The sequence below is a fragment of the Streptomyces pseudovenezuelae genome (assembly GCF_001513955.1).
GTDB lineage: Bacteria > Actinomycetota > Actinomycetes > Streptomycetales > Streptomycetaceae > Streptomyces > Streptomyces pseudovenezuelae.
In genome coordinates, this window is record NZ_KQ948147.1 from 385,355 (window position 1) to 411,050 (window position 25,696).

The 25,696-nt window shown below is 71.6% G+C and carries 19 protein-coding genes; 8 read left to right on the forward strand and 11 right to left on the reverse strand.

All coding sequences use genetic code 11. The features are described from left to right. Positions 1-100 precede the first annotated feature (100 nt). Positions 101-1,258, forward strand: a complete 1,158-nt coding sequence (locus AQI94_RS18095) for a cytochrome P450 (protein ID WP_031043692.1) — start codon at positions 101-103, stop codon at positions 1,256-1,258. A gap of 17 nt (positions 1,259-1,275) precedes the next feature. Here AQI94_RS18095 and AQI94_RS18100 read toward each other — a convergent pair whose 3' ends face one another. From AQI94_RS18100 to AQI94_RS18110, 3 genes are all read right to left on the reverse strand, one after another. Then, positions 1,276-2,049 carry a hypothetical protein gene (locus AQI94_RS18100; protein ID WP_031043695.1) on the reverse strand — a complete coding sequence of 258 codons (774 nt, stop codon included), beginning with the start codon at positions 2,047-2,049 and terminating at the stop codon, positions 1,276-1,278. After that, complete coding sequence (locus AQI94_RS18105) at positions 2,046-3,305, reverse strand: glycosyltransferase family 4 protein (protein WP_031043696.1); 1,260 nt, start codon at positions 3,303-3,305, stop codon at positions 2,046-2,048. Before AQI94_RS18105 ends, AQI94_RS18100 begins: the two co-directional genes overlap by 4 nt. 74 nt (positions 3,306-3,379) lie before the next feature. Then, the gene (locus AQI94_RS18110; RefSeq protein WP_031043697.1) at positions 3,380-4,453 is read right to left on the reverse strand and encodes an alkene reductase; all 1,074 of its coding nucleotides are present in this window, start codon (positions 4,451-4,453) and stop codon (positions 3,380-3,382) included. 100 nt (positions 4,454-4,553) lie between these two features. Here AQI94_RS18110 and AQI94_RS18115 point away from each other — a divergent pair, with 100 nt between their 5' ends. From AQI94_RS18115 to AQI94_RS18140, 6 genes are all read left to right on the forward strand, one after another. Further along, positions 4,554-4,922 (forward strand): MerR family transcriptional regulator, encoded by a 369-nt coding sequence (locus AQI94_RS18115; RefSeq protein ID WP_031043698.1) that lies wholly within the window; start codon positions 4,554-4,556, stop codon positions 4,920-4,922. A 426-nt stretch (positions 4,923-5,348) separates the two neighbouring features. Further along, positions 5,349-6,545: a cysteine desulfurase-like protein gene (locus AQI94_RS18120; protein ID WP_031043699.1), complete on the forward strand. Its 1,197-nt coding sequence runs from the start codon at positions 5,349-5,351 to the stop codon at positions 6,543-6,545. A 47-nt stretch (positions 6,546-6,592) separates the two neighbouring features. After that, complete coding sequence (locus tag AQI94_RS18125; protein ID WP_031043700.1) at positions 6,593-7,381, forward strand: DUF427 domain-containing protein; 789 nt, start codon at positions 6,593-6,595, stop codon at positions 7,379-7,381. Between the two features lie 147 nt (positions 7,382-7,528). Then, positions 7,529-10,906 (forward strand): pyruvate carboxylase, encoded by a 3,378-nt coding sequence (locus AQI94_RS18130; protein WP_031043701.1) that lies wholly within the window; start codon positions 7,529-7,531, stop codon positions 10,904-10,906. Positions 10,907-10,947: 41 nt separating this feature from the next. Further along, the gene (locus tag AQI94_RS18135) at positions 10,948-12,393 is read left to right on the forward strand and encodes an alpha-amylase family protein (protein ID WP_031043702.1); all 1,446 of its coding nucleotides are present in this window, start codon (positions 10,948-10,950) and stop codon (positions 12,391-12,393) included. Positions 12,394-12,500: 107 nt separating this feature from the next. Then, the gene (locus AQI94_RS18140) at positions 12,501-13,976 is read left to right on the forward strand and encodes an MFS transporter (RefSeq protein WP_031043703.1); all 1,476 of its coding nucleotides are present in this window, start codon (positions 12,501-12,503) and stop codon (positions 13,974-13,976) included. Here the strand turns inward: AQI94_RS18140 and AQI94_RS18145 are convergent. From AQI94_RS18145 to AQI94_RS18170, 6 genes are all read right to left on the reverse strand, one after another. Beyond that, complete coding sequence (locus tag AQI94_RS18145) at positions 13,951-14,721, reverse strand: response regulator transcription factor (protein ID WP_031043706.1); 771 nt, start codon at positions 14,719-14,721, stop codon at positions 13,951-13,953. The genes AQI94_RS18140 and AQI94_RS18145 overlap by 26 nt on opposite strands. A 208-nt stretch (positions 14,722-14,929) precedes the next feature. Continuing rightward, a complete protein-coding gene (locus AQI94_RS18150) occupies positions 14,930-17,833 on the reverse strand; it encodes a glycosyl hydrolase 115 family protein (protein WP_037942123.1) in 2,904 nt (967 codons plus the stop codon). Positions 17,834-18,030: 197 nt separating this feature from the next. Further along, positions 18,031-19,668 (reverse strand): C40 family peptidase, encoded by a 1,638-nt coding sequence (locus AQI94_RS18155; protein WP_062229817.1) that lies wholly within the window; start codon positions 19,666-19,668, stop codon positions 18,031-18,033. 128 nt (positions 19,669-19,796) lie between these two features. Then, complete coding sequence (locus tag AQI94_RS18160) at positions 19,797-20,840, reverse strand: NAD-dependent epimerase/dehydratase family protein (RefSeq protein WP_031051589.1); 1,044 nt, start codon at positions 20,838-20,840, stop codon at positions 19,797-19,799. A 78-nt stretch (positions 20,841-20,918) separates the two neighbouring features. After that, the gene (locus tag AQI94_RS18165) at positions 20,919-22,145 is read right to left on the reverse strand and encodes a hypothetical protein (protein ID WP_031051593.1); all 1,227 of its coding nucleotides are present in this window, start codon (positions 22,143-22,145) and stop codon (positions 20,919-20,921) included. Next, positions 22,142-22,528: a hypothetical protein gene (locus tag AQI94_RS18170; protein WP_031051595.1), complete on the reverse strand. Its 387-nt coding sequence runs from the start codon at positions 22,526-22,528 to the stop codon at positions 22,142-22,144. Before AQI94_RS18170 ends, AQI94_RS18165 begins: the two co-directional genes overlap by 4 nt. A 95-nt stretch (positions 22,529-22,623) precedes the next feature. Here AQI94_RS18170 and AQI94_RS18175 point away from each other — a divergent pair, with 95 nt between their 5' ends. Further along, positions 22,624-23,502 (forward strand): hypothetical protein, encoded by an 879-nt coding sequence (locus AQI94_RS18175; RefSeq protein WP_031051598.1) that lies wholly within the window; start codon positions 22,624-22,626, stop codon positions 23,500-23,502. Positions 23,503-23,529: 27 nt separating this feature from the next. Here AQI94_RS18175 and AQI94_RS18180 read toward each other — a convergent pair whose 3' ends face one another. Together AQI94_RS18180 and AQI94_RS18185 are read right to left on the reverse strand one after the other, a co-directional pair. Then, positions 23,530-24,783 carry a glucarate dehydratase family protein gene (locus AQI94_RS18180; RefSeq protein ID WP_031051601.1) on the reverse strand — a complete coding sequence of 418 codons (1,254 nt, stop codon included), beginning with the start codon at positions 24,781-24,783 and terminating at the stop codon, positions 23,530-23,532. Continuing rightward, positions 24,780-25,688 (reverse strand): 5-dehydro-4-deoxyglucarate dehydratase, encoded by a 909-nt coding sequence (locus AQI94_RS18185; RefSeq protein WP_062229818.1) that lies wholly within the window; start codon positions 25,686-25,688, stop codon positions 24,780-24,782. Before AQI94_RS18185 ends, AQI94_RS18180 begins: the two co-directional genes overlap by 4 nt. Positions 25,689-25,696 lie beyond the last annotated feature (8 nt).

Consider the following 25,696-nt stretch of genomic DNA (forward strand, 5'->3'; position numbering starts at 1 on the left):
GGACCCCCAATCGTTCAGGAGTGTGAGTCGTCATCGTCGAGCAGCGTAGGTGGCCCCACGCTGATCCGCCACGTGTTTTCCGCCGGGTTAGCCTGGGGCGGTGATCGGATTCCCGCTCGGCGCGGCCACCACCTCGGCCGAACTCGCCGGTGACCCCCACCCGCGCCTGGCCGAACTCCGCGCGCACGAACCCGTCTCCTGGCTGCCCGCGCTGAACGGCTGGCTGGTGACCCGTCGCGATCTCGCGCTCGACGTGATGCGGGACGCCGAGACCTTCACCGTCGACGACCCCCGCTTCTCCACCGCCCGGATCGTCGGCCCCAGCATGCTCTCCCTGGACGGCGACGAACACACCCGCCATCGCGAGCCGTTCACCGCGCCCTTCCGTCCCCGTGAAGTGCGTGCCGGATTCGCCGAGTTCATCGAGGAGGAGACCGACCGGCTCGTCACCGGACTCGAACCGGCGGGCGCCGCCGAACTGCGCCGTGCCTTCGCCGGCCCGCTCGCCGTCGCCGTCGTCACCGAGGCGCTGGGACTGGTGGACGCCGGCACGGACACGGTGCTCGCCTGGTACGACGCCATCGTGCGCTCGGTCTCGGACATCACGGAGGGCCGGGCGGCGGGACCCGCCGGCCCGGAGGCGTACGCACACCTTCGCCAGGCGGTCGAGGCCACGGTCGCGAAAGGGGCCGAGTCCTCGCTGCTGGCCTCGGCCGCCGGCCGGCTGGCGCTGCCGGAGGTCGCCTCCAACGCCGCCGTGCTGATGTTCGGCGGCATAGAGACCACCGAGGCGATGATCGCCAACGCCCTGCTGCACCTCCTCCAACACCCCGACCAACTCGCGCTCGTCCAGGCCGACTTCACGCTGCTGGACGGCGCGATCGAGGAGTCGCTGCGCCTCGAACCCGGCGCCGCCGTCGTGGACCGCTACGCCACCCGCGACCTCACCCTCGGGCCGGCCGCGATCCGCCGGGGCGACCTCGTCACCGTCTCCCTGACCGGCGCCAACCGGGACCCCGCGGTCTTCCCCGACCCCGACCGCTTCGACGTCCGCCGCCCCAACGCCCGCCTCCAACTGGCCTTCGCGCACGGCCCCCACTACTGTCTCGCCGCCCACCTGGCCCGCCTGGAGACCCGCATCGCCCTCCGGCACCTGCTCGACCGGCTGCCCGCCCTCCGCCTCGACCCGGACCACCCGACCGCCCCGCACGGTCTGGTCTTCCGCAAGCCGCCCACGCTGCACGTGCTCTGGGGCTGACCTTCGGCGCGAGGTTCTCACCCGGCCCGTGTCACCTCCAGGGACAGGTCGTTGTCGACCGTGTAGTACGGGCGCACGACCAGCTCGCCGGCCGTGGCGCCGGGGTAGACGTGGACATGCTTGCGGTCCGCCACGTCGTCCAGGAGGCGGGCGAGCCGGATCATCGGGGCCCCGGCAGCGGGCCGTACGAACAGGTCCCAGATGCCGATGTCGAGGGTCGCGTCGTCGACCGTGAAGGAGAAGCTGCGGCCGTCCTCCGCGACCAGGGGCTCGACCGTGCGCAGGGTCCCTTCGCCCCGTCGCAGGCGCAGCCGCACCTCGGCGCCGTCCAGCGGCGAGGCGCCGTGCAGCCGGGCCGCGACCTTCAGCGTCCCGCCCGTGATGTCGACGCGGTCGGCCTCCGCGTGCGCGGGCCGCAGCCAGGTGCGCACCGCGAGATAGCCGTCCTTGGTGACATAGGGGACCCGCACCGCCAGCGGCCCGCGCCGCTCACGCAGGTGCCCGTCGACCAGCGCCCGCAGATCACGCGGGCCCGGACGCAGACGCGTGCGCTCGTCCCCGTCCAGCAGGTACACGTCCCAGCGCCCCTCCGCTAGCACGGGTTCCGCGCCCAGCACGGCCTGGGCCCGTCCCTCGCCGACGGAGTCCAGGTCGAGGACGTGCAGGGTCTCCTCGGGCTGCCCCTTCTTCGGACGCAGCCGCAGCAGCAGTCCGTGCCCGTGGCCCGCGGGCAGCGCGAAGGTGATCCGGCCCTCCGCGTCGATCGCGCATCCGGCGCGTGGTGTGGTCATGGCCGTCCCTTCCGTACGAGGCGCAGCGCGCCGCTCGCCGCGATCAGCGCGGTGTCCCTGGCGGCGGAGCCCCGGGCGGTCAGTGTCCCGCCCTGGCGCTGGCGTACGACCCGCCGGCCCGCCCGCCGCGCCGACACGGCCTCCGTGATGAGCCGCTCGGCCTGCTCGACCACCGGCCCGGGAGCGAACCGGCGCGCGTTCTCCTGGGCCGCCCGGCTCATACGGCGGCGCAGCTCGTCGTCCCCGACCAGTTCCAGCAGTGCTGCGGCCAGCGCGTCCCGGTCCCCGACCGGCACCAGCCGGCCGTCGACCCGGTCCGCGATGATCTCGGCGGGCCCGTGCGGGCAGTCGGTGCTCACCACGGGCAGCCCGCAGCGCATCGCCTCGACGATGGTCATGCCGAAGGGCTCGAAGTCGGACGTGGCCGCCCCGATCGAGCCCTTGACCCACTCCGCCTCCATCGGGGCCGCGGCCCCCATCAGGAAGACGTTGTTCCACAGACCCAGGTCGGTGATGAGCCGCCGCAGCCGGTCCTGTTCCTCGCCCTTGCCGTAGATGCGCAGCTGCCAGTCGGGATGCTCGGCGGCGACCGCGGCGAAGGCCTCGACGAGAAGGTCGTACCGCTTCACCGGGACCAGCCGGCCGGCCGCGACGACCACCTTGGCGGACCCGTCCGCGGCCGGCAGCACGGGGTCCGGGACGCTGTTGGGCAGGGCCTCCACCCGTACGCCCGGCAGCCGCATCCGGCGCCGGTAGGCGGCCGCGTCCGCCTCGGTGACCGTGGTGAGCACGTCGAGCCCGCGGTAGGCCCGGCGCAGCGCGGTGCGCAGCCGGGGCGAGTGGTTGTCGAGGGTGAGGTGCTCCTGGCCGACACGGGCCACATGGGGCGGCGCCTGGCCGGCGAGATGCACGTTGAGCCCGGGGCGGGTGCCGATCACCGCGTCCGCCTCGATGGTGGCGAGGGCCTCCGCTATGCGGTGGTCGGTCAGTTCGCTGTACTGCCCGTACCGGTACTCCGAGCGCGGGAACACCCGCGCCGGTCTCTGATGTAAGGGATGATCCCTCTCCTGTCTCAGATCGACCAGCGGCCGCAGCGAAACCCGGGGATCCAGCACGAAGTTGGGCAGCTCCCGGTGCCGCAGCACGGAGACGATCTCCACTTCGTGCCGTTCCGCCAGGGCCTGGGCCAGGTTGAACGTGGTGGTGATCGTGCCTCCGATCGCGTAGGCGTTGTGGAGCAGGAAAGAGATCTTCATGCCGGGCTAGACCACCCGCCATCGCCTACGGTTGACCCCCGTTACCCATTCGTGGTGTCCCCGCCACCGGGACGTCATGCCGTGTACTGGTATGCGGGATAAGTCAGATAGCCGTCGTCACCGCCCTGGAAGTACGTGGCCTCGTCGGCGGGAGCGATCGGCAGGTCGGTGCGCAGCCGCTCGACCAGGTCGGGGTTGGCGATGAAGGCGCGGCCGAAACTGATGAGATCGGCGCCGAGCCCCAGCCAGTGGTCGGCCTCGGAGCGGCCGGTCTGCTTGGCGCCCATCGGCAGCACCGGGTTCATGACGAGCGCGCCCGGCCAGGTCCGGCGCAGGGCGAGCAGCGTCTCCTCGGGGGCGGTGGCCTCCAGATGGACGTAGGCGAGTCCGAGCCCGGACAGCTCGGTCAGCAGCGCGGTGTACAGCTCGGGGACGTCCGACTCCTCGACTCCCCAGAAGCCGCCGCCCGGTGAGAGCCGTATCCCGGTCCTCTCCGCGCCGACCGCGTCCACGGTCGCTGCGGCCGCCTCGACGGCGAACCGGATCCGGCCGGCCACCGAGCCGCCGTAACGGTCCGTGCGCAGATTGGCGTTGGAGGAGAGGAACTGCGAGATCAGGTAGCCGTTGGCGCCGTGCAGTTCCACCCCGTCGAACCCGGCGTCGACGGCGCGGCGCGCGGCCTCGGCGTACGACGCGGCGTGCTCGGGCACCTCGGCCGTGTCCAGCGCCCGCGGAACCGGCGCGGGCTGCGGTCCGGTGGGCGTGAACACCTCGCCGGTGGCCGGGACGGCCGAGGGCCCCACGGGCCGCAGGCCGTTGGTGTCCGGGTGCGAGACCCGCCCGCCGTGCATGATCTGCGCGAAGATCCGGCCCCCGTTCGTGTGCACGGCCTCGGTCACCTGGCGCCACGAGGCCACCTGCTCATCGGTGTGCAGCCCCGGTGTGCCCGGATTGGACTGACCGATCAGACTTGGCTGCACCCCCTCGGAGACGATCAGACCGGCCGTGGCCCGCTGGGCGTAGTAGCGCGCCATCGACGGAGTCGCCAGCCCGCCCTCGGCGGCCCGTACCCGGCTCATCGGGGCCATGACCACCCGGTTGGGCAGCTGGAGTCCGCCGAGCCGGAAACCGGTGAAAAGCGTCGTCACGTCACATCTCCTTCGTGATCCGTCGTACCCGGGTCCCGGGCACGCCGTTACGCTAAAACCTGACGTCGACGTGAGGGTCAAGTCCGTCAGGGAGGAACACGTGCGCATCGGGGAGTTGTCGGCACGGGCCGGGGTCAGCGTCCGGGCGCTGCGCTACTACGAGGAGCAGGGACTGCTCACCAGCACGCGCAGCGCGAGCGGGCAGCGGCACTACACGGAGACCGCGGTCGAGCGCGTGGTCTTCCTCCAGCGGATGTACGCGGCCGGACTCTCCAGCCGCACGATCGCCGAACTCCTGCCATGCGTCGAGTCGCCCAGCGAGGAGACGTCCGACGCCGCGCTGCTGCGGATGGCCGAGGAGCGCGACCGGCTCTCCGCCCACATCGCGGACCTCATCCGCACCCGCGACTCCCTGGACGCCCTGATGGCCACGAACCGGGCCCACCGCGCGACCCTGACCACGAGGTGACAGCCTGGGACCACGCCGTCGGCGGCTGGACCGCTGTGCGGGGCTCCTCGGACCCGTGTGGGGTTGTCCCCGCCGGATCGGCGGGTGACGCTGGGGGCACGTCGATGGCGGCTGCAGCGGGGAGTCCGTGTGCTGTGGGGCCCTGCGTCTTGCACCGCGTGCTTCGTTGGGCTCGCCCGGACCCGTGCGGCTTGTCTCCGACGGGCCGGCAGCCATGAGCCGGGCCCGGTGGGCGGCCCTGGGTGCGGTGTGACGGGCTGGGATCACGTCGTCAGCGGCTGGACCGGCGTGTGGGCGCGCGCTCGCTGGGCTGGTCCGGACCCGTGCCGCTCGTCCCCGACGGGTCGGGCCCGCCGTGAGGCCCCGCGTGCGGCGTGACACGCTGAGATCGCATCGTCAAACCGGCCGGACCGAGGAGCCCCCCCCGTGACGTACGACATCGCCGCCCTCCGCTCCCACTTCCCGGCCCTGGCCGCCGGCACCGCCCACTTCGACGGCCCCGGCGGCACCCAGACCCCCGAACCCGTCATCCGGGCCGTCGCCGACGCCCTGGCCCAGCCCCTGTCGAACCGGGGACGGATCACGCTGGGGGAGCGCAACGCCGAGGGGATCGTCAGCGGGGCCCGCCGGGCCATGGCCGACCTGCTGGCGGCGGACCCGGCGGGGATCGTCTTCGGCCGCAGCGCCACCCAACTCACCTACGATTTCTCGCGCACCCTCGCCCGGACGTGGTCGCCCGGCGACGAGGTGGTCGTCACCCGCCTCGACCACGACGCCAACATCCGCCCCTGGATCCAGTCGGGCGCCACCGTGCGGTGGGCCGAATTCGATCCGGGGACAGGGGAGTTGACGGTCGACGCGATCCGGGCCGTGCTGTCCGGGCGGACCCGGCTCGTCGCCGTCACGGCCGCCTCCAACCTGATCGGCACGCGCCCCGACATCCCCGCGATCGCCCGGGCGGCCCACGAGGCCGGCGCACTCGTGTACGTGGACGGCGTCCACCACGCCGCCCACTCCCTCGTGGACCTGGAGGCACTCGGCGCGGACTTCTTCGTGTGCTCCCCGTACAAGTTCCTCGGCCCGCACCACGGAGTCCTCGCCGCCCGGCCGGAGTTGCTGGAGACCCTGCGCCCGGACAAGCTCCTGCCCTCCACCGACGCCGTCCCGGAACGCTTCGAACTGGGCACGCTGCCCTACGAGTTCCTCGCCGGCACAGCGGCGGCGGTCGACTTCCTCGCCGAGCGGCTGGACGCGACGGCCACCGGCAGCCGGCGCGAACGGCTGGCCGCCGGGTTCGCCGCCCTCGAAGCCCACGAACACGTCCTGCGCGCCCGGATCGACGAGGGGCTGGCCGCGCTCGACGGTGTCACCGTCCACTCCCGGGCCGCCGACCGCACCCCGACCGTCCTGCTGACCTTCGAGCGCCACAGCACGGCCGACGCGTACGCGTTCCTCGCCGAGCGTGGCGTGCAGGCCCCGGCCGGCTCCTTCTACGCCGTCGAGGCCTCCCGCCACCTCGGCCTCGGCGACTCCGGCGGCCTGCGCGTCGGCCTCGCCCCCTACAACGACCTGGAGGACGTCGACCGTCTCCTGACGGGACTGACAGACTTCCTCAAGGGGTGAGCTTCCCGAAGAGGTAGCTTCCCGAAGAGGTGAAGGGAGAACCGCTCATGACCACGTTCCCCACCGCGCGAGACGTACGGACCACCCCCGAAGGCCTGCTGTGGGAGCCCAGCGAACGCTGGGTGCGCGGCCGCAAGGGAGACGTCACCGTCGTCGACAGCCGGCACCCCGTTCTCGTCTGGGAGCCGGACGTCCCCGTCCCGCTGTACGCCTTCCCGCGCGCCGACGTCCGCGAGGACCTGCTGCGCCCCGCGAAGAACCCGGCGACCGGCACCCACACCGGATCGCAGGTCTTCTACGACCTGGAGGCCGACGGCGAGCTCGTCGAGAACGCCGCCTGGACCTTCCCGGCGGCCGACCTCGCCGACCACATCGCCTTCGCGTGGTTCCGGCGCTGGGGCACCGGCCTCGACCACTGGTACGAGGAGGAGGAAGAGATCTTCGTCCACCCCCGTGACCCGCACAAACGCGTCGACGCCATGCCCAGCAGCCGCCATGTCCAGGTGGAGATCGACGGGATGCTCGTCGCCGACACCCGCCGGCCCGTCCTGCTCTTCGAGACAGGTCTGCCCACGCGGTACTACATCCCGCGCGAGGACGTCCGTCTCGATCTGCTCGAAGCCACCGACCACCACACCGACTGCCCCTACAAGGGCACTGCCGAGTACTGGTCGACGGGTGGACACGCGAACATCGTCTGGAGCTACCCCGGTCCGCTCCCCGCGGTGGCCGTCGTCAAGGGGCTGCTCGCGTTCTTCAACGAAGTCGTCGACATCACCGTGGACGGGGAGCGCCTGGAACGGCCGGTGACGCCCTTCACCGGGACGGTGGAGTGACCGGAGCTGCCCGCAGGAGGTCGTACAACCGCTGTACCTGCGCAGATCACCCCCAAACCGTCCGCGACACGTGACCTGACTCTCATGGCCACCGACCGCCTTTGCCGAGAACATGGGGGCGTCACCGGCAGGCCGAAGGGAACGGGAATGCTCCGCAAGGTACTGGTCGCCAACCGTGGTGAGATCGCGATCCGAGCGTTTCGCGCGGGCTACGAGGTGGGCGCGAGGACGGTCGCCGTCTTCCCCCACGAGGACCGCAACTCACTGCACCGACTCAAAGCCGACGAGGCCTACGAGATCGGCGAACCGGGCCATCCCGTGCGGGCCTATCTCTCCGTCGAGGAGATCATCCGCGCCGCCCGCCAGGCCGGCGCCGACGCCGTCTACCCCGGCTACGGCTTCCTCTCCGAGAACCCCGAGCTCGCGCGCGCGTGCGAGGAAGCGGGCATCACCTTCGTCGGCCCCAGCGCCGACATCCTCGAACTGACCGGCAACAAGGCCCGCGCGGTCGCCGCGGCCCGCGCCGCGGGCGTGCCGGTGCTGGGCTCCTCGGCCCCTTCCGACGACGTGGACGAACTGGTCCGGGCCGCCGACGACGTCGGTTTCCCGGTGTTCGTGAAGGCCGTCGCGGGCGGTGGCGGGCGCGGTATGCGCCGGGTCGAGGACCCCGCCCAGCTGCGGGAGTCCATCGAGGCGGCCGCGCGCGAGGCGGCGTCCGCCTTCGGTGACTCCACCGTCTTCCTGGAGAAGGCCGTCGTCGAGCCCCGCCACATCGAGGTGCAGATCCTCGCCGACGGCGAGGGCAACGTCATCCACCTCTACGAGCGTGACTGCTCGGTGCAGCGCCGCCACCAGAAGGTGATCGAGCTCGCCCCCGCGCCCAACCTCGACCCGGAGCTGCGCGACCGCATCTGCGCCGACGCCGTCCGCTTCGCCCGCGAGATCGGCTACCGCAACGCGGGCACCGTGGAGTTCCTCCTCGACCGCGACGGCAACCACGTCTTCATCGAGATGAACCCGCGCATCCAGGTCGAGCACACGGTCACCGAGGAGGTCACCGACGTCGACCTCGTCCAGGCCCAGCTGCGCATCGCCGCCGGCGCCACCCTCGCCGACCTCGGCCTGTCCCAGGAGGCGATCCGGCTGCACGGCGCCGCCCTCCAGTGCCGTATCACCACCGAGGACCCCGCGAACGGCTTCCGCCCCGACACCGGCCGCATCAGCGCCTACCGCTCGCCCGGCGGTTCCGGCATCCGGCTCGACGGCGGCACCACCCACGCCGGTACGGAGATCAGCGCCCACTTCGACTCGATGCTGGTCAAGCTCAGCTGCCGGGGCCGGGACTTCACCACCGCCGTCAACCGGGCCCGGCGTGCCGTCGCCGAGTTCCGCATCCGCGGGGTGGCCACCAACATCCCGTTCCTCCAGGCCGTGCTCGACGACCCGGACTTCCAGGCGGGCAACGTCACCACGTCGTTCATCGAGCAGCGCCCGCATCTGCTGACGGCACGTCACTCCGCGGACCGTGGCACGAAGTTGCTCACCTACCTCGCCGACGTGACGGTCAACAAGCCGCACGGCGAGCGGCCCGACCTGATCGACCCCGTCTCCAAGCTGCCCCAGGTGGACACCGCGACGGAGCCGCCCGCCGGTTCCAGGCAGCAGCTCACCGAACTCGGCCCCGAGGGCTTCGCCCGCCGGCTGCGCGAGTCGCCGACCATCGGCGTCACCGACACCACCTTCCGCGACGCCCACCAGTCACTGCTGGCCACGCGCGTGCGGACCAAGGACATGCTGGCCGTCGCCCCGGCCGTCGCCCGCACCCTGCCCGAGCTCCTGTCCCTGGAGTGCTGGGGCGGCGCCACCTATGACGTGGCCCTGCGCTTCCTCGCCGAGGACCCCTGGGAGCGGCTGGCCGCCCTGCGCGAGGCCGTCCCCAACATCTGCCTGCAGATGCTGCTGCGCGGCCGCAACACCGTCGGCTACACCCCGTACCCGACCGAGGTCACCGACGCCTTCGTGCAGGAGGCCGCCGAGACCGGCATCGACATCTTCCGCATCTTCGACGCCCTCAACGACGTCAGCCAGATGCGCCCCGCCATCGAGGCCGTACGCGCCACCGGCACCTCGATCGCCGAGGTGGCCCTGTGCTACACCTCGGACCTCTCCGACCCGAACGAACGCCTGTACACGCTCGACTACTACCTGCGTCTCGCCGAGCAGATCGTGGACGCGGGCGCCCACGTCCTGGCCGTGAAGGACATGGCGGGCCTGCTGCGCGCCCCCGCCGCCGCGAAGCTCGTCTCGGCGCTGCGCCGCGAGTTCGACCTGCCGGTGCACATCCACACTCACGACACGGCGGGCGGCCAGCTCGCCACCTACCTGGCCGCGATCCAGGCGGGCGCCGACGCCGTGGACGGGGCCGTCGCCTCCATGGCCGGTACGACCTCCCAGCCCTCCCTCTCCGCGATCGTCGCCGCGACCGACCACTCCGACCGGCCGACCGGACTCGACCTCAGGGCCGTCGGCGACCTGGAGCCGTACTGGGAGAGCGTCCGCAAGATCTACGCCCCCTTCGAGGCGGGCCTCGCCTCCCCGACCGGCCGCGTCTACGACCACGAGATCCCCGGCGGGCAGCTCTCCAACCTGCGCACCCAGGCCGTCGCGCTCGGCCTCGGCGACCGCTTCGAGGACATCGAGGCGATGTACGCCGCCGCCGACCGCATTCTCGGCCACCTGGTGAAGGTCACCCCCTCCTCCAAGGTGGTCGGCGACCTCGCCCTCCACCTGGTCGGGGCCGGGGTGACGCCGAAGGAGTTCGAGGAGACCCCGGACCGCTTCGACATCCCGGACTCGGTGATCGGCTTCCTGCGCGGCGAGCTCGGCACCCCGCCCGGCGGCTGGCCCGAGCCCTTCCGCAGCAAGGCGCTGCAGGGCCGCGCCGACGCCAAGCCCGTCCAGGAACTGAACGCGGAGGACCGCACCGGCCTGGAGAAGGACCGCCGCTCGACCCTCAACCGGCTCCTGTTCCCGGCCCCGACCCGCGAGTTCGAGACCCACCGCCAGTCCTACGGCGACACCAGCCTCCTGGACAGCAAGGACTTCTTCTACGGCCTTCGCCCGGGCAAGGAGTACGCCGTCGACCTCGAACCCGGCGTCCGGCTCCTCATCGCGCTGGAGGCCATCGGCGAGGCCGACGAGCGGGGCATGCGCACGGTGATGTCCACGCTCAACGGCCAGCTGCGGCCCATCCAGATCCGGGACGCCGCCGTCTCCTCGGACATCCCGGCCACCGAGAAGGCCGACCGGTCCGACACCGGCCATGTCGCCGCCCCGTTCGCAGGAGTGGTCACGCTCTCGGTCTCCGAGGGCGACGAGGTGGCGGCCGGGGCCACCGTCGCCACCATCGAGGCCATGAAGATGGAGGCCTCGATCACCGCCGCGAAGGCCGGCCGGGTCTCCCGCCTCGCCATCAACAGGATCCAGCAGGTGGAGGGCGGTGACCTGCTGGTCGAGATCGCCTGAGCCGGAACGCGGTCGGGCGGTGGCAGGCAGGAGCCCTTGTCATGACAGTGCTGTACGAGATCAACACCCTCGTCTGGCTGGGCGATCTGAGCCACCGCCACGGCCGCCCCGTCACGCTCGGCGACGTGCCCGGCGAGGCCTGGGACTCCGTCGCGCTGCCCGGGGTCGACACCGTGTGGCTGATGGGCGTGTGGCAACGCAGCCCGGCCGGCCGGGAGATCGCCCTGCGCGACCCGGGGCTCAGGGCCTCCTTCCGCGAGGCCCTGCCCGACGTCACCGGGGCGGACATCGCCGGATCGCCGTACTGCGTACGCGACTACGTCGTGGACGCCCGCCTCGGCGGTCCGGACGGACTGGCCGCCGCCCGCGCCCAACTGCGGGCCCGCGGACTGCGGCTGATCCTCGACCATGTGCCCAACCACGTGGCTCCCGACCACCCCTGGCTCACCGCGCACCCCGACCGGCTCGTCCGGGGCACCGCCGACGACCTGGCCCGCGCTCCGGCCGACTTCATCGAGGCCGGGGCGGGGATCTACGCCCGCGGCCGCGACCCGTACTTCCCGCCCTGGCCCGACGTCGTGCAGCTGAACGCCTTCAGCGAAGCACTGCGCGAGGCGACCGTCGCGACCCTCGTGTCGATCGGCGACCAGGCCGACGGCGTGCGCTGCGACATGGCGATGCTGCTGATGAACGACATCGTCGAGAGAATCTGGGGAGAGCGGGCGGGCACGCCACCCGCCGAGGACTTCTGGGCGTACGTCATCCCGCGCGTCAGAGCCCGCCACCCCGGCCTCCTCTTCGTCGCCGAGGCCTACTGGGACCGCGAACAGGCCCTCCAGCAGCAGGGCTTCGACCACTGCTACGACAAGCGCCTTTACGACCGCCTGCTGCACGAGGACGCCGATTCCGTCCGTGCCCACCTGGGCGGCGACCCCGCCCACCAGCGTGCGCCGGTCCGCTTCCTGGAGAACCACGACGAACCGCGGGCCGCCGCCACCCTGCCCGGCGACCGGGGACGGGCGGCGGCCGTGGCCGTCGCGACCCTGCCCGGCGCCACGCTCTGGCACGAGGGCCAGTTCGAGGGACGGCGGGTACGCCCGCCCGTGTTCCTGACGCGCCGTCCCGAGGAGCCGGTCGACGAGCCGCTGCGCGACTTCTACGAGCGTCTGCTGCCCGCCGCCGCCTCCGTACGCCGGGGGGACTGGCGGCCGCTGACCCCGGCGGGCCTGCCGGACGACCACACCCATCACCACCTTCTCGCCTGGACCTGGACCCACTCCGACGCCCGCCACCTGGTCGTCGTGAACCACTCGGACGGCCCGGCCGGCGCGAGGCTGCCGCTGCCGTGGGACGACCTCAGGGGCCGCGTGTGCCGTGCGACCGACCTGCTCACCGGGGCGGTGTACGACCGTGACGGAGACGAACTGACCGACTCCGGTCTGTTCGTGTCCCTGGCGGCATGGGGGTGTCACGTCCTCCAGTGGTGAGGGCCAGGGCTCGGGCGTACCGTCGTACGGAGACCATGAGCACCGACCCGCAGGCGAGTTCTGCATCACGGACCACCCCACCGGACTCCGGCGGGGGCGGAAACGCCATGGCACTGCTGGTCATCGCGTCCTGCCAGCTCATGGTGGTGCTCGACATCACCATCGTGAACATCGCGCTCCCGGACATCCAGCGCTCCCTGGACTTCTCCACCACCAGCCTGGCCTGGGTGGTCAACGCGTACACCCTCACCTTCGGCGGGCTGCTGCTGCTCGGCGGCAGGACCGGCGACATCCTCGGCCGACGCCGCATGTTCGTCTGCGGCGTGCTGCTGTTCGTGCTCGCCTCACTGCTCGGCGGGCTCGCCCAGAACGAGGGCCAACTCCTCGCCGCACGCGCCCTCCAGGGCGTCGGCGGCGCCATCGCCTCCCCGACCGCGCTCTCCCTGGTCAGTACGACCTTCCGCGAAGGCCCCGAACGCAACCGGGCCTTCGGCGTCTTCGCCGCGGTCTCGGCGGGCGGCGGCGCGATCGGGCTGCTGGCCGGCGGAGTCCTCGTCGAGTGGCTGAACTGGCGGTGGGTGCTGTTCGTCAACGTCCCCATCGGACTGCTCATCGCCCTCGCCACGCCCCGCTGGATCCGCGAGTCCGAGCGGCATCCCGGCAACTTCGACATCACCGGTGCGCTGACCGCCACCGCGGGCATGGTGCTGCTGGTGTACGGCTTCATCCGGGCCGCCCAGGAAGGCTGGCGGGACCCGTTCACGCTGGCCTCGTTCGCCGCCGCGGTCGTCCTCCTCGTGCTGTTCGTGCTGATCGAGAAGCGGTCCCGGCAGCCGATCACCCCGCTGCACATGTTCGCCGACCGCAACCGCGCGGGCACGTACGGCATCATGCTGTGCCTCGCGGCCGCGATCTTCGGCATGTTCTTCTTCCTGACCCTCTTCACGCAGAACGTCCTGGGCTTCAGCCCCCTGGCGACCGGGTTCGCGTTCCTGCCGGTCAGCGCGGTCATCGCCGTCGGCGCCGGTCTCGCCTCGCGGTTCCTGCCGGTCTACGGGCCCAAGCCCTTCATGGTGGGCGGAGCGATCCTGGCGGCGACGGGGCTGGCCTGGCTGACCCTGACCGACGTCCACTCCACCTACGCGGGCAGCGTCCTCGGGCCGATGCTCGTCTTCAGCCTCGGCATGGGCATGGAGTTCGTGTCGCTGACCCTGATGGCGCTCTCCAACGTGCCCTCCGAGGAGACCGGCGCGGCCTCCGGCCTCCTCAACGCCACTCAGCAGGTGGGCGGTTCGCTCGGGCTGTCCATCCTGGTCACCACGTTCGGCACGGCCAGCGCCAACGAGGCGGAGAAGCAGGTGCCCGACTTCCTCGCCCAGGCCACCCCGGCCGAGCGCGGCCTCTTCGCCCGCACCGGTGAACTCCCGGGCTCCTGGGGCGACGAGGTCCTCACCGCCGGCATCTCGGCCGCCTTCGTCGTGGCCGCGGTCTTCGCGGTGCTCGCCGCCCTCATCGCCGTCGTGGTCATCCAGGTCCGCCCCTCCGACCTGGAACGCCTCAAGGGCGGGCCGCCGACGCCGTAGGGACGAGGCCGAGCCGCTGGGCGTGCAGCACCGTGCTGACGCGGTCGTGCGTGCCGAGCTTGCGGTAGATGTTCGCGATGTGCTTGTGGACCGTCCGCTCGGATATCCCGAGTCTGCGGCCTATCGACACGGCGGTCAGGGCGTCGCCGAGCAGGAGCAGCACGGTCGTCTCCCGGGGCGTGAGCGCCAGGCCGGCCGCCTCCTCGGACGGGGTGCCGAGCCGCCGCAGGAGCTGCCGTTGCTGCTCCACGGCGGCCAGCAGGGGCTGCAGGCGCTCGGCCAGAACCAGCTCGTCGTCGCTGAAGTCCCGCCCGGAGCGGTACACCATGCACCCGGTGACCGGGGTGGTGGACTGCGGCAGCGGAATCCCCAGCACGTGGTCGACGTCGAGGAGGTCGTCGAGGAGCCGCGCGGTCGGGCTCCCCGACCAGGAACGTCCGGCCACCCGGCGGGCCGTGACCGGCGTGCGGTCCGGCCCGCCCGCGTAGTGCCCGGCCAACGGGTAGCCGGCGCGCAGCAGCCCCGTCTCCTCGTCGCCGATCGAGGTGAACTCCACGTCGGCTCCGGGGGACAGGCCCAGCGTGCCCTCGCGCTCGTTCCAGTCGTCCAGCTTGTAGATCAGGGCGTCACCGCCGCACAGCACGGGCAGTTCGGCCGCGAGCAGGGGCCACAGCCGCTCAGGCGCGCGTTCGTGGAGCGCGGCCACGGCGACCGACAGCATCCGCTCATACGCAGTTGTACCCATACCGGCCCCGTACCTCGCTGACCCACACTTCATCCGAGCACCATCGACGTTCTCGGATGTACTCCAGCACATCGAAGCTCCGGCGGGCCGCAGTGGGGGAGGGCGGCCCGTCCGACACGTCTGTCTCCCCGCGGGGACGGGCAGCGCCGGCCGCGACGCGTGCGGGCCGCCGGCACGGGGGACCGGCGGCCCGCACGAAGCCCCGGCCCTACTGGTCCGGCGCCTCCAGAACCGGGCCGGGCGAGGGCTCCGGATTGAACACCGGGTGACAGCTCTCCGGTGGTGCGAGATACGTGGCGGGCAGCCCGCCCGTGTCGATCACGATCTGGTCCACGGCGATCGCCGGATCGACCATGAAGATCCTCAGCACGTGCTCCCCGGCCTCGGCGACCCTCACGGTGGCGGTCAGCCGCTCGACGCCGTCCTCCACCTGACGGGCCCAGGCGTCCCCGCGGTTGCCGGTCGCGACGGCCTGCCCGGACAGGACCGTCACCAGCTGGTCGTCCAGCCCGACGGCCACCCGTCGCTGTCCGCGCTCGTCCAGCGAGGGCAGCCGGAAGACGGTGACGGGGAAGGTGCCGGTGCTGCTGAACCGCACCCGGTACCGCAACTCCGGTGCCCGGGCGGCGAAGTCACCGGTGACCGGAGCCGCCGTGGACGGAACCGCCTCGACGGCTCCCGTACGGCGCCCGAGTCCGCGCACGGTCCGCCAGCGGGAGCCGCCGCGCGCCACCCTCCGGTCGGCGTGTGCCGCGTCGATCGACACGTAACCGTGGGCCTCCACGAAGCCGCGCGCCCGTCTACGGCCGTTGACCACCCGTAGCGGCACGTCATGGCGCTGTCCGGCGCCCGTGAAGGCGACCGTGGCCTCCTGCGCCCCCTCGGGCGCGCGCTCCCAGTCGATCTCCACCCACACCCGCCGCTGCTCGGTCAGCGAGCCTCCCGGGACACTGAGCACCACCCAGGGGTGACTGGCCTCGGCGGCCCAGTCCAGGGGCAGGAAGCCGGTGTTGAAGACATCGACGAAGCGCCGGTCGCGGGTGTACGAGGAGAACGACAGCGGCCGGGCCGCCCCGGTCTCGTTCCCCTCGGCCGCCACCCCGAGCCCGGAGGTCTCCTGCCGGGTCACCCTGGTGACCGCCGGGCGTCCCGGTGCCTTCGGGATCTGGGACGGATACGGATTGACGATCCCGTCCCACTTCCCGCCCGCCACCTCCACGTTGTACCGGCTGGTGAGCGCCGCCTCCGCCGTGTGCGCGGCCAGCGCGAGATCCGCGAAACGGTTGGTGCCGGCCCCGCGGCCCTGCCGGGCGGCCAGCGTGTTGCGGTCCGCCCAGTAGTACTTCAGGTTCATCAAGAAGGCGCCGTGCACCGGGTATTCGACCAGCTCGTAGAAGGCGTCCCGGTACGCGTCGGGGAGTTCGGCCCCCACCGCCCGGACCCGCGCGAGGAGGTGGTCGTACGCCGCCATCCGGCGCCCCGCCTCGTCGCCGTGGTGGACGACGGAGACCAGGCCCGCGGCGATGAACTCCGGCCGCAGCTCTCCGGCGAGCCGGTAGTACTCCGTGCGGATCGCGGCGATCTCACGGGCGTGGCGCCGCCCGAACTGCCTCTCCGCCCAGTCAGCCAGGAAGCCCTCGACCTCGTCCGCCTGCCACCGGTCCACGTCCCAGGCCATGTCCATCGCGAAGGACAGGCCGGTCTCGATCGACTTGAGGTCACCGACGTTGAAGATCCACATGCGGTCGGCGCCGTGCTCGTACACCCGCCTGAGCTCCTGCCACACCTTGGCCGGCTGGGTCGTGTCCAGCCACAGATAGCTCTTCGGGCGGCCCCAGTAGGACAGGTGGTAGTAGATCCCGTTGCCGCCGGCCCGCGCCCGCTCCGCCTCGGTGGGCAGCTGGCGCATGTTGCCGTGGTTGTCGTCCGGCCAGATCAGCGTGACGTCCTCGGGGACCCGGACGCCCGCGTTGTACAGGTCCAGGACCTCCTTGTACGGGATGAAGATCTGCGGCTCGGCCGCGGCCCCGACCTCCTCGGCGAGGATCCGTCGCTGGTCGGCGATGATGTCGTTCATCACCGCGACCTTCTCCGGGATCGTGGTCGCGTACCTGGTCTCCAGCGCGCTGTCGTGCAGACCGCGCATGCCGAGCGTCCAGCTGCTCTCGTAGGCGGCGTTCTGCCGCGCCCGTGCTCTCCAGTAGTCGGAGACGACGGCGGGGTTGACCGTGTAGTCGTACACCGGCGCGCTGCCGTCGGGGTTCGGGTGCTCCGCGATCCACGGCTCCCACTCGTGGACACCGTTGCGCAGCAGGGCCTCGGGGTGGCTGGAGCCGACGACGATGCCGTAGCGGTCGGCGAGTTCGGGGTTCTCCCGGTACTTGTTGAAGAAGTCGGAGTACGGATGCATCGCGGGCCACAGGTAGTTGGCCTTCAGACGCAGCAGCAGCTCGAAGACCCGTTTGTACGTCTCGGGGCCGATGTTCTTGTCGGTCTCCTGGGTGCGGTGGGACCAAGTGGTCAGGTTCTGCTCGTCGTTGATGAAGACACCCCGGTAGCGGACCGAGGGTTCGTGGCGGACGAAGGGGCCCGCGGGGACGGTCACCGTGTCCCGGTGCACGACGGGGACGTCGGCCCACCAGTACCAGGGGGAGACGCCGATGCGCTCCGAGGTGTCGTAGACGCCGTAGACGGTTCCGCGCCGGTCGCTGTCCGCGATGACCAGGGCACGGTCGACGCCGGGCAGGGGGCGCTCGACGACCTGGGTCACGGACGCCTCCCAGCGGCCCTCCACCCGGGAGACGTCGAGGCGGCCCTGCGCGGCGAGGCGGTCGATGGCGGGGCTCGCGCCGAGGGTGCCCACGAGGACGAGCAGGGAGGCGCTTCGGGGCAGGGCGCGCAGCAGGTCGGGTCTGGTCCCGCAGACCCTTTCGACGTCCGCCTGCAGGTCGCCCGCGGCGCGGACGACGGCGGGGTCGTCCGCCGCGTCCACGAAGACGCCGACGGCCGTGCCTCCCGTCGCGAGCGGGAAGTCGGGACGGCCCGAGGAGGCCGCGTGGGCGCTCGCCGGGATCAGACCGGGCAGGAGGGGGGCCGCGCCGACGGCGGCCATTCCCCGGAGGAAGGACTTGCGGGTCCACTGCTGGTGCGGCACGAGACGCTCCCCCTGGTTGGCATGGGCAGGCCAGAAAGCGCTTTCTCCGGAACCCTAGGCGAGGTGTTCGGGAAGCGTCCAGAGGCGTGCGTGCAGGGAGTGCCGTGCCGCGTACGCGTGCGGCGGTGGTGGTGCGGCGAGCGACGGGAGACGGTTCAGGCGGGCCGTATCGCGCCGCGGATGATCGACTCGCCGGTCGGGTAGATCGACTCCTCGCGGATGGAGGCTCCCGGGCCCGGCGCGTGGATCATCATGCCGTTGCCGGTGCACAGGCCCACGTGACTGAAGTCGTCATGGAAGAAGACCAGGTCACCGGGCTGCATCGCGTACAGCGGTACCGCCGTGCCGGTGCTCGCCTGGCCGACGCTGGTGCGGGGGAGGGAGACGCCGGCGACCTTCCAGGCGGCCTGGGTGAGGCCGGAGTTGTCGTACGACCCCGGGCCCGCCGCGCCCCAGACACACGGCTTGCCGATCTGGGAACGGGCGAAGGCGAGCACCTGGATGACCTTGGAGTCGTAACCGGGGTCGGGGGTGGGGAGGTCCGGGTCGGTGCCGGGGAGGGCGGGAGCCGGTGCCAGGGTCAGGGGCGCGGCGACAGGGGCCGGGGCCGACTGGGGTGCCTGCGGGTCCGGCTCGGGGGAGCGGGGGGCCGGGATGGCCGGGATGCCCTGGGTCGCGAACGGCAGGGGGGCGATCGTCGCGAGGGGGGCGGTGAGGGCGGAGTACTCGGGGAAGCCCGTGGTGACCGGCGCGGCGTACTCCGGTTGTCCGGTGCCGAGTTGCCCGCCGTAGTCCGCGAAGCCGGTGGTGGTCGCCGCGGGGTACTCGTACAGGGCGGTGCCCGGTTGCCCGGTGTGGTCGGGGAAGGCCGAGCCGGGTTGCGGCGCGTACTCGGGCACACCGGTGAGGAGTTGCGGTGCGTACTCCGGGACCGCGGTGCCGGCCTGCGGGCTGTACTCGGGCAAGCCGGTGGCGGGGTACGCGGTATGGTCCGGGAAGCCGCCGGCGGCCTGCGCTCCGTACGCCGGGAACGCGGTACCGGTGGACTGCTGGGTGTACTCGGCCGCAGTGGGGGCGGGTTGGGGTGCGTACTCCGGCACCCCGGTGACGGACTGAGCGGGGTACGGGGTGTACTCCGGGACCCCGGTGACCAGGTGCGCGGTGCCCACGGTGGGGATTTCGCCGGTGCCGGTGAGGTCCCGCGGGGCAGCTTCCGGGGCCCATGAGGGCGACTGGGCCGGCGCGGCCGTGCGGGCGGCCGGGGCCGGCTCCGGGGCGCTCGGCAGGGCGAGCATCGGCCGGGCGCTCAGCTCGGGGCGTTCGGCGGCCGGCTTCGGTTCGCGTGCCGTGGGAGCCTCCGCCGGCCGCGGGCGCCGTGGCTCGGCGCGGCGGGCGGCGACACGGTCGGAGGGCAGGACCGCCTCGACCATGGGCCCCACCTTCGCGCGGGCCATGCCGTACCACTGCTTGGCGATGTCATCGAGGGCGGGATCGCTGTTCGCCCTGCTCCCACCGCCGGTCGGCGACGAACCGGTCCGGCCGCGGGTGCTCGACGCGGTCGCGGCGGCGCGGGTGGCGTTGTAGGTGCCGGAGTCGTTCTCGGCCCGGTCGTAGAGGTTGGTGACCCGTCGGCTCACCTCGTCAGGGCTCGGCGCCTCGTCGGCCGCGGCGCTCCCGGCCTGCGAGAGGAGGGCCGCGGAGGCCAGAGCGGCCGTGGCGAGGGCGGAGTTGCGCTTGGCCGGGAGGCTGGACCCTCCATTGCGCGAAATGCGATCCGGCGCCATGAAAGTCATGCCCCTTCCGTCGTGCTGTTCGCCGTCAACTTAGCCAACTTGTGAGGCTCACGTGAAGATTGAAGTGTGAAAAGCGTGAGATGTAACTGTGACCTTCGTCGCGTACGGGCCTCTCCTCGCGGGGAGGATCAGCGTGTGGCCTGCTGTGCGCGCCATGCCTCGTAGTGGTCGAGGACCGTCTCCTCGACCGGGCGGTAGACGAGGCCCAGTTCGTTCACGCTGCGGCTGTTGTCCACGCGGAAGCGGATGCCGAGGTGCCGCCGGATGTACTCCTGGGTGAGTCCGAAGGCGGGGCCCAGTACGCGCACCGGCCAGTGGGGGAGCGCGGTGCGGGGGATGCGCAGGCCGCGGGGGTGACGGGTACGGATGATGCGGGACATCTCGTGGAACGACGTCATCGTCTGCGCCGCCAGGATGTAACGGCCCTTCGCGTCGGGCTTCTCCGCCGCCGCGATGTGCGCGTCGGCCACGTCACGGACGTCGACCGTGGTGAAGCTGAAGTCCGGGGCGCCGTAGAAGAAGTAGCCCTTGAAGAGCTCCTCCAGGAGGAAGAGGCTGCCGGACTCGGAGGCGGGGGTGAGCGAAGGGCCGAGGATCAGGCCGGGGTTCACGGCCACCATGCGCCAGCGGTCCTGTGCGGCCTCCGCGTCCCAGGCCGCGCGCTCGGCGACCGTCTTGGCGTAGTGGTACGGATTGTTCTCCACCGTGCTGCTGGTGTTGAAGTACCGCTCCGACAGGACCTGCCCGTCCATGTCCCGCACGTCGGAGTAGTCGCCGAAGATCGCACCCACCGTGGAGGTGAGCACGAGCCGCTCCACGGCCGGCGTCCGCTCGATGCCGGCCACCACGTTGCGGGTGCCGGTCAGGGCCGGGTCGACCATGTCCTTCCGGCCGTCCTTGATCTTCTCCGGCATGAAGAACGGTGAGGCCACATGGAAGACCACGCGGCAGCCCGCCATTGCCTCGTCGAAGGAACCCTCTGCGAGGAGGTCCGCCTCGAACAGCGTGAGTGCGCCGGGGAATTCGCCCTGCAGGTCCCGCAGCGGGCGCACCTTGGCCGCGTTGCCGAGACTGCGCACGGTGGTGTGCACCTCGTAGCCCCGCTCCAGCAGCCGCCTGACCAGATGACTGCCCACGAAACCGCTGCCACCGGTCACCAGGACTCTGCCCATGCCCTCGCTCCTCCACCCAGGGGGTGACATTGAAGCACCGGCGGATCTTCAGCGGGAGGTGGTCGGGCTCGGACGGGTTCAGTCCATCCACCGGCGGTACAGCGCGGCATACGCCTGGTCCATCGCGTGGTTGTAGGAGACCTTCTCGCCGAGGAGCGCCTGGGTGCCGAAGCGCAGTCCGAGCATGAGGTCGACGCGGCTGAGATCCAGGCAGGGCTCGGTCCCGAAGGTCGGGAAGTAGCCGCAGGCGGGCGTCGCGCGCCGCTGCCGGTCCTTGACGCTGTACAGGGTGAAGGCATCGCCGTACGCCGCCCTGATGTCCGCCTTGCGGACGAAGGGAAGGCGTCGCTCGGTGACCATGTCCGCGTCGGCGAAGAAGCCGGTGGCGGGCACGGGGAAGTCACGGACGTCCCGGTGGTACGCGTCGACCCGGAACCCCGTGGCCGGCATCCGGGCTCTGCAGAGACCGTGCAGCTCGGCGATGTCGACGGCGTTGGTGAAGACCCGCCGAGGATGCTGCTCGGGCTCCAGGATCGTGTACAGGGCGTAGTTCTGGCGCTTCTCGGTCTCCGCGAGCTGCTCTGCGATGACCGAGGCGTCGCACAGGGCGTCGATCTCGCGCTCCGTGAGTCCGGCTGCTTCGGCGAGGGCGGCGGCCGACGGCTCGGGTCGGTAGAGGCACCTCATCAGTACCGCGGAGACCCGCTGAAGATCCTCTCCGAAGGAATCCCGGGTGCGGCTGAAACGGCTGATGATTCTGGTGTACTTGGCGGGCAGGGAGGAGCGCAGAGACAGCCAATGGTCGTATGCGCCCTCGTCGAAAGCCGCATGGAGAAACGACAGTTCGGTGACGAGCGCACTCGCCTCCAACAGATCGACCAGGGTGATCGCAGGTCCGATTCCGGAAACCGCCGCGCGCTCGTACGCGAGGGCATTGCGGCGCGCCAGGCGGGCGGCGTTCACGCGGTGCAGTTCGATGAGTTCCGCGTGTTCCTCACCGAGGCTCTTTTCCGGGTCCCGCTCGCCGTTCTCGGAAAGGGCCGCGATCAAAGTGGCGGCCACGGCATTGCGTTCGGCCTCGACCATGAACCGGTCGTAGAGCGGAGGGCAGAGCAACGCGTCGTGGAAATGGCGTATTTCGTGAAGGATCGTGGCCTCGGCCAGCAGGCGTTCCCTTTCCGGATCCGCCGACGGCCCGTCCGGTGCCGTCCAGATCTCTGGGCGGTGCCTGGCGAGCACGTCGGAGCGGATGAGGATCACCGGGACGCCGATGACGTGGGAGCCGATCCGGCCCGTGTGGGTCATGGTTCGAGGAGGCGCCTGATCTGTTCGGGAGTCAACTCGGCGATGTTGTAACGCGCGCCCTCGACCGTGATGTTGATTTCCACGGGCGGGGGTGCCGGTGTGGCCCTCGCATTCGTGCCCGATGCGTCGGCCGAGTCGCCGCGTCTTTGGCGTTGCCTGACCAACTCCACGAGTTGGGCCAGAGCCAGAGGCGCTTGGACCACACTGATGACAAGGGTTCCGATACTCACCAGCGTGTCGAACTCGAAGCTCAATTCGCTGTCGGCGACCGGTGTTTCCGCGCTGCGCACAAGTCCCGAATCAGGACGGAACAACAGGTCGAAAACCTCTTCGGTGGACAGTGGGGCGGGAACACGGAACGAGATGTCGGCCTTGACTGTCACTTTTCCCCCAGTCAGTTCGGTCGGTGGCCGTGGCTCAGTATGGCATGACGTCGATCAGCCCACTCGGAGTTCGCGGAAGAAGTAGTCTGGCATTCGTGCGATCCGAGAAGATCCCAGGTTATGCGGCTGCACGTCTCTACTACCCTGTCACGCCCGCCCGGGCCGGCGACCCGGAGGCCCTCACCCGGGACAAGGCCGACGCGCTGCGGGCGTGCGTCGGTACGGAACTCGAACTGCGGGTGGAGAACACGCCGTTCAGTCCCGAACTCTTCGGTGCCACCTCAAGAAGCCCGTACACCAAGGCCGTTGTGCGGCTCACGCAGGCCGACTGGTCCGATGGCCTCCTTCCACAGGTGCACGGCATGGACGGATCCCTGTTCCTCAGGTTCCGTCTGGAGGACAGCGCGTTCCTCCAGCGGTTGATCGACCACCGCGATCCCGACTGGGACCCCGAACTCGCCTTCCGGCGCCGGATCCTGCACTGGGGCACGCAGAACTGGGGCGGCCTCACCTGGACCCTGTCCGCGGGCGCCACCCACCTGTACTGCTGCGACGTCGACGTGTTCCTCCCGGAGGAGCCGCAGGAGGTCACCGAGGACCTGTACCTGTACGTCCTCTCCTTCGACCCGGTGGCGTACGCGCGCGCCCGGCCGGAGGAGGCGGAGGAAGCCCGGCGGGGCCGGGAAGGCCTCGACGACGCTGCGGCCGCTCCTCCGGCCGAGGACCCGCGTGTGGGCCGGTGCACCGGCTGCGGGACGTGGCTGACGCTGCCGTCCGGCATGCTGGCCGTCCTCGACGAACCGGGCGGGATGGCCATCGTGCCCTGCACCGGGTGCGGCGAGGGCCGCATGGTCCGCATCAACAGCGCCTCCGACCGCCGACTGGGCGGCGTCCGCTACGAGATGGTGCCCCCTCCGGACCCCGCGCTGATCCCCGAGGAAGTGCTGCGGGCCATCAAGCGGATGGACGACTAGCGGGCGCCCTGTCCTGTGAAGCTCATGTCACCAGCGGGGGAGCCGGAGTTCGTAGTCCGGCTGGAACCGCCGCATGTATCCGGTGTCGTCCCGGCTGCGGACCCCGGAGTCGAGGTAGAGGCGGTGCAGCCGCTCCAGGGCCGCGGGGTCGAGTTCCACACCGAGGCCGGGACCGGTCGGCACCTTGACCTCGCCGTCGCGGAACTCCAGGACGCCCGGGCGGATCACGTCGTCGGCGTGGTTCCACGGGTAGTGGGTGTCGCAGGAGTGGTCGAGGTTGGGGATCGCCGCGGCCACATGGGTCATGGCGGCCAGGCTGATGCCCAGGTGCGAGTTGGAGTGCATGGACAGGGCGAGCCCGAACGCCTCGCAGACCGCGGCCAGTTCACGGGTGCGGCGCAGGCCGCCCCAGTAGTGGTGGTCGGTCAGCAGCACCTGGATGGCGTTCTGCTCGATCGCGGGCTTCAGGTGCTCCCAGGCGATCACGCACATGTTGGTGCCCAGCGGCATCGGCGCGTCCTTCGCCACCGCCGCCATGCCCTCGATGCCCCTGGTCGGGTCCTCCAGGTACTCCAGGACACCGTCGAGTTCGCGGGCCACGTACTTCGACGTCTCCACGGTCCACGCCACGTTGGGGTCCAGGCGCAGCGGCTGTCCGGGGAAGGCCTCCGCCAGCGCCCTGATCGCGGCGATCTCCTCGTCGGGCGGGAAGACCCCGCCCTTCAGCTTGAACGACCTGAACCCGTACCGCTGTTGCATGAGCCGGGCCTGCTCCACGATGCCGGCCGGGTCCAGTGCCTCGCCCCACTCGTCGCCGACCGCGGCACGGCCGTCGAGGGCCGGGTGCTCGGCCCACTTGTAGAAGAGGTACGCGGCGAACGGCACCGAGTCCCGGACCGTCCCGCCGAGCAGGTCACTGACCGGGCGGCCGAGCAGCTTGCCCTGGGCGTCGAGGCAGGCCACCTCCACGGCGGAGGTGGTCCAGCCGCGTTCGTGCGAGGAAGGAACCGTGGGCAGCAGGGCGGTGTCGATCGCGGCGCCGAGAGCCGTCGTGTCGAAGACGTCCATGCCCACGACGACCTTCGCCGCGGCCTCAAGTCGTTCCAGGCGGGCGACCCCGCCGGGGGACTCCCCGAGCCCCACCGTGCCGTCCTCCAGCACGAGTTGGAGGATGATCCGCAGGGCGAGCGGCTCGTGGACACCGTTCGAGTTGAGCAGCGGTGGGTCGCGGAAGGCGATCGGGGTGACGATCAGTTCCCTGATGCGCGTCGGGACGCTCATGCGCCGACCACCTCCAGGCCGTGCTCGACGAGTGCGGACAGCCGCGCGATGTGCTCCGGCGTCGGATCGACCAGGGGCGCCCGTACGCCACCCACGTCCAGGCCACGCAGGGCCACTCCGGTCTTCACCAGCGCCACGGCGTACCCCGGCACCTCGTCGCGGAGCCGGACGAGGGGGCCGTAGAACTCGTCGAGGAGTGTGTCGAGCAGCGGGCGGTCGTCCGTGGCGAGTGCCCGGTGGAAGGCGAGGGCGATCTCGGGCGCGAAGGCGAACACGGCGGAGGAGTACAGGGAGACGCCGATGCCCTGGTAGGCGGGCGCGGTCATCTCCGCCGTGGGCAGGCCGTTGAAGAACTGGAAGTCCTCCGTGCCCGGTACGGCACGCACCGCGCGCACGATGCGGTGCATCCGCTCGATGTCGCCGAGGCCGTCCTTGAGGCCGACGACCCCGGGCAGTGCGGCGATCTCGGCGGCCGTCTCCTCGGTGAGGCGGGCGGTGCCGCGCTGGTAGAAGATCACGGGCTGCTCGCTCGCGGAGGTGACCTCCTCGACGTAGCGCACCAGGCCCTGCTGGGGGGCCGTCACCAGGTAGGGCGGCAGCAGCAGGATGCCGTCGGCGCCCGCGCGGGCGACCCGGGACGCGTGGTCGCGGGCCACCGGGGTGGGGCCGCCCGCCGCGGCGAGGACCGGCACCCGGCCCGCCGTCGTCTCGACCGCGACCCGGGTCGCCCGCTCGATCTCGTCGGGCGTCAGCGCGTGGAACTCACCGGTGCCGCAGGCGACGAACACACCGCCCGCACCGGCTGTCACACCGCTGTCGATGTGCTGGGCGAGCCGTTCCTCGTCCAGCGAGCCGTCCGCGGCGAACGGCGTCACCGGGAAGAACAGCACTCCTTGGAACTTCATGTCTCCCT